General features: G+C 72.2%; 2 protein-coding genes and 1 pseudogene. 2 read left to right on the top strand and 1 reads right to left on the bottom strand.

The annotated features are described in order from the left end of the window. Positions 1 to 125 (top strand): annotated as a pseudogene (locus tag QMK28_RS33590) (acyl-CoA dehydrogenase family protein); the annotation flags it as partial. An 86-nt stretch (positions 126 to 211) separates the two neighbouring features. Here QMK28_RS33590 and lysX read toward each other — a convergent pair. Continuing rightward, a complete protein-coding gene (gene lysX / locus QMK28_RS33585; protein WP_326443479.1) occupies positions 212 to 3,553 on the bottom strand; it encodes a bifunctional lysylphosphatidylglycerol synthetase/lysine--tRNA ligase LysX in 3,342 nt (1,113 codons plus the stop codon). A gap of 252 nt (positions 3,554 to 3,805) precedes the next feature. Here lysX and QMK28_RS33580 point away from each other — a divergent pair, with 252 nt between their 5' ends. Further along, on the top strand, positions 3,806 to 4,567 hold the full coding sequence (locus QMK28_RS33580) for a hypothetical protein (RefSeq protein ID WP_326443478.1): 762 nt from the start codon (positions 3,806 to 3,808) through the stop codon (positions 4,565 to 4,567). Positions 4,568 to 4,625 lie beyond the last annotated feature (58 nt).

Raw genomic sequence — 4,625 nt, 5'->3', positions numbered from 1 at the left:
CCTGGGAGCACCCCGCGCATCTCTATCTCAAGCGGGCCAAGGCCGACCACATCGCCCTCGGCACCCCGGCGCGGCATCGCGCGGCGCTGGCGGGGCTGATCGGTCTGGAGGGTCCGGTCGGCTGAGCGCCGACGGGCGGGGGAGGGGCTTGCCCCTCCCCTCCAGCCTCGCAGTGAGGGCAGGGGGGACGCCGGGGCCTGGGCGAGGGGTATCAGCGCCGCCGCACCAGCGGAAACGGCAGCGTCTCCCGGATCGACAGGCCGGTCAGGAACATCACCAGCCGGTCCACCCCGATTCCCAGCCCGCCGGTCGGCGGCATCGCGTACTCCAGCGCGTCCAGGAAGTCCTCGTCCAGCTCCATCGCCTCCGGGTCGCCGCCCGCCGCGAGCAGCGACTGCGCGGTGAGCCGCCGCCGTTGCTCCACCGGGTCGGTCAACTCCGAGTAAGCGGTGCCCAGTTCGGTGCCGAAGGCGACCAGGTCCCAGCGCTCGGCGAGCCGCGGGTCGATGCGGTGCTGCCGGGTCAGCGGGGAGACGTCGGTGGGGAAATCCTTGTAGAACGCGGGCAGCGTGGTGCGCTCCTCCACGAGCCGCTCGTACATCTCCAGCACGACGTCGCCGCGCCCGTGCTCCGGCTTGTACGGCACTCCGGCGGCGTCGCAGTGCCGGCGCAGCGCCTCGATGCCGGTGTCCGCGTCGACGCTCTCGCCCAGCGCCTCGGAGATCGCGTCGTGGACCGTCCGCACCGGCCACGAGCCTGAGATGTCGTGCTCGACGATCCGGCCGTCGCCGTCCGGCTTGCGGGCCACCATCGAGCCGAAGGCGGCCACGGCCGCGCCCTGGATGAGTTCGCGGGTCAGGTTCAGCATCACGTCGTAGTCGGCGAAGGCCTGGTACGCCTCCAGCATCGTGAACTCAGGGTTGTGCTTGTAGGAGATGCCCTCGTTGCGGAAGGTGCGGCCCATCTCGAAGACCTTCTCCATGCCGCCCACGCACAGCCGCTTGAGGTACAGCTCCGGTGCGATGCGCAGATAGAGGTCGAGGTCGTAGGCGTTGATGTGGGTGGTGAACGGCCGGGCGTTCGCGCCGCCGTGCACCTGTTGCAGCATCGGGGTCTCGACCTCCAGATAGCCGCGGTCGAGCAGCCCCTGGCGCAGTGCCTGCACCGCCGCGCTGCGGGCCCGTACGGCCTGCCGGGCGTCGGCGCTGACGACGAGGTCGACGTGGCGCTGCCGCACCTTGGCCTCCGGGTCGGCCAGGCCGCGCCGCTTGTCGGGCAGCGGGCGCAGGCACTTGGCGGTCATCCGCCAGCCGGTGACGAAGACGGTCGGCTCGCCGCGCTCGGTCGCTCCGACCTCGCCCTCGGCCTCCAGATGGTCGCCGAGGTCGATGTCCGATCCGAACCGGGTCAGGGTCTCGGCCCCGCCGGGGTCGAGGGTCCCGTCGCGGGTGAGGGCGAGTTGCAGGTCGCCCGACCAGTCGCGGAGCACGGCGAACGCGATCCCGCCGTGGTCGCGCAGCAGCATCAGCCGGCCGGCGACGGTGACCCGCTCGCCGGTGCGCGCGCCGGGGGCGAGGCCGCGGTGCTCGGCGGTGATCTGGGCCAGGGTGTGCGTGCGGTGCGCGTCGACCGGATAGGGCTCCTGGCCTGCCGTCCGCAGCCGCTCCAGTTTGTGATGCCGCACCCTGACCTGCTCGGGCAGGCCCGCCAGCGGGTCGGCGTCCGGCCCGACGCCGTCGGCTGCCAGCAGGCCGAGTTCGGACAGCGAGGGGAGGCCGGCGGTGCTGGCGGGGGCCGCGACGCCCTTCGGGTGGCCCTTGCCCCACAGGGAGCGCAGGCTCGGTACGTCCACGAACCCCTCGGCGATGCCGGAGGCGAGCCCGATCCGGGCCAGCGCGCCCGCGTCGGCGTAGCAGAGGAAGCGCGGGTGCCACTCGGGGTTGTACTTCACGTTCGACCGGTACAGCGCTTCGAGCTGCCACCACTTGGAGAAGACCAGCAGCAGCCGCCGCCAGACCCGCAGGACCGGGCCCGCGCCGATCCGTGCGCCCTCCTCGAAGGCGGCGCGGAAGACGGCGAAGTTCAGCGAGATCCGCTTGACGCCCAGGCGGCCCGCCTGCGCGCACAGCTGGGCGACCATGAACTCCATGACGCCGTTGGGCGCGCTGCGGTCCCGGCGCATCACGTCGAGCGACACGCCGTCGCGGCCCCAGGGCACGAACGACAGCAGCGCGATCATCACGCCGTCGCTGTCGAACGCCTCGACCAGCAGGCAGTCGCCGTCCTGCGGATCGCCCAGCCGGCCCAGCGCCATGGAGAAGCCGCGCTCGGTGTCGGTGTCGCGCCAGGCGTCCGCGCGCCGGACGACCTCCTCCATCTCCTCGTCGGTGAGCATGGAGTGCCGCCGGACCCGGGTGGTGGCGCCGGAGCGCTCGACCCGGTTGACGGCCTGCCGGGTGACCCGCATCTCGCGGCCGTGCAGGTCGAAGCCGGCGACCGGCAGGATCGCCTCGTCACCGAGCTGGAGCGCGCCGAGCCCGGACCGCGCGTAGGCCTTCGCGCCCTCCTCGCTCGCGCCCATCACCGCGGGCTGCCAGCCGTAGTGCCCGGCGAGCGCGAGCCAGGCGTCGACGGCAGGGGTCCAGGCCTCCTTGTCGCCCAGCGGGTCGGCGCTGGCCAGGCAGACGCCCGCCTCCACCCGGTAGGTCACCGCGGCCTTGCCGCTCGGGGAGAAGACGACGGCCTTGTCGCGCCGGGTGGCGAAGTAGCCGAGCGAGTCCTGGCCGCCGTACCGGCCGAGCAGCGCCCGGATACGCGGCTCCTCGTCGCCGTGCAGCGCCGATACGAGCCGCTGCGAGCGGAAGAGGGTGGCCGCCGCGTTGAGCAGCGCGAGCGCGCCGAACAGGCCGAGCAGGAAGAACAGCCAGGACGGCGGGCGGCCCTCGAAGTGCCGTCCGCCGACGAAGCCGCCGCAGACCCGGTTGGCGACCCACAGCAGCCGGTTGCCGCCACCGGCCTCCAGGCCGCCGGGGAAGAGGGACACCAGCCCCCAGCCGACCAGGACGGCGACGGCCAGCCCGGCCGCGAGCACCAGCAGGGCCAGCAGGAACGCGCCGCGCCGGGAGGCCGCGTAGAACTCGCGCCGGGCCAGGACCAGCAGCACGAGGGCGGCGACGCACAGGATCAGCGACGGGAAGATGTCCATATAGCCGAAGAACAGCAGCAGCACATCGGCCAGGATCAGCAGCGCCAGATAGCCGAGGACGAACCAGAGGGTGACCCGCTTGCGGGCCGTCATCGCGGCGGCCAGCAGGAAGAGGAACACCGCGTAGGCGAGGTTCGGCGTGGTGGGGACGGTGAGGGTGTCCAGCAGCCGGATCAGCGGCCGCACCGCCCGGCGCAGCGGACTGATCAGCGCGGTGACGGCGCAGAACAGACCGAGCAGGCCGAAGAAGATGGCGAAGCCGTTGGGGACGCGGTGCAGGAAGCGCGACCAGGCCGTTCCGGCGGCGCGTAGCGGGGTCGTTTCGCTGCCCTGGACAGTGGCACTCATTCGGTCACATTAGGCGTGAGATCGGGCGGAAGTGCGCTGGGCGCGCCTTGGTGGGCGCGTCCCGCCCGCGCTCGGCAACCCGTTGGCCGCCTCGTCCCGCCGCGCCTGTCCCCGAACCGCACATTCCTGATCCCGGACGTCCCTGATCCGCACGAACCTGACCGCTCTGCGCCCGTTCGCCGCGTACGAGTGGCGGCGGGCTGTCTGGTTCCATAGCGTCCGGATGGGCGGCTGACGGGAAGGAGCGGCGGCGTGGCGCAGCAAGGCTGGTTCATGCGCGAGATCGTGGACACCGGCCGGCTCCCGCTGTTCTGCCTGCTGGCCTCGTTCATCGTCGGCTTCGCCTTCATCCGGCTGAGCGTGCGCATGATCAGGGCCGAGGTGCGCTGGTGGCCGGGGAACGTGAAGCCCGGCGGGCTCCATATCCACCATGTGGTCTTCGGCGTGGTCCTGCTGCTCATCAGCGGCATCGGCGTGTTCGCGGTGGAAGCGCCGTCGACCCCGGTGAAGTCGACGCTGGCCGTGTTCTTCGGCATCGGCACGGCGCTCGTCCTCGACGAGTTCGCGCTCATCCTGCATCTGCGCGACGTGTACTGGACGCAGGAGGGACGGACCTCCGTCGACGCGGTGTTCGTCGCGGCCGCCATGGTCGGGCTCGTGCTGCTCGGCTTCCGGCCGATCGGGGTGGTCGACTGGACGGACTACCGCGAGGACCCGACGCTCGGCACCGCGCTGTTCCTCGCCGGGTTCCTGGTCTTCGAGCTCACGATGGCCGTGATCACGCTGCTCAAGGGCAAGGTGTGGACCGGGTTGATCGGACTGTTCTTCATCCCGCTGCTCGTCGTGGGAGTGGTACGGCTCAGCAGGCCCGGCGCGCCGTGGGCCAGATGGCGCTACCGGAACAACCCGAAGAAGATGGCCCGCGCGGCCCGCCGGGACGAGCGCTGGCGGCACCCGGTCGTCAACGCGAAGGTCAAGTTCCAGGAGCTGCTGACGGGGCGGCACGATATGTGACGGCGCGTGGAGCGCGGGCGGGCGGCCCGCGCGCGCCTGGGGATGCGCCCTCCGGCAG

This window comes from Streptomyces sp. H27-D2 (genome assembly GCF_035828615.1).
Classification (GTDB): Bacteria; Actinomycetota; Actinomycetes; order Streptomycetales; family Streptomycetaceae; genus Streptomyces.
Note: the sequence above shows the minus strand (reverse complement) of the source record. Positions and strands in the feature narration are given on the sequence as shown.

What these genes read in the sequence shown, in the direction of transcription:
- lysX (WP_326443479.1), bottom strand. Translation starts at nt 3,553, where the DNA reads ATGAGTGCCACTGTCCAGGGCAGCGAAACGACCCCGCTACGCGCCGCC.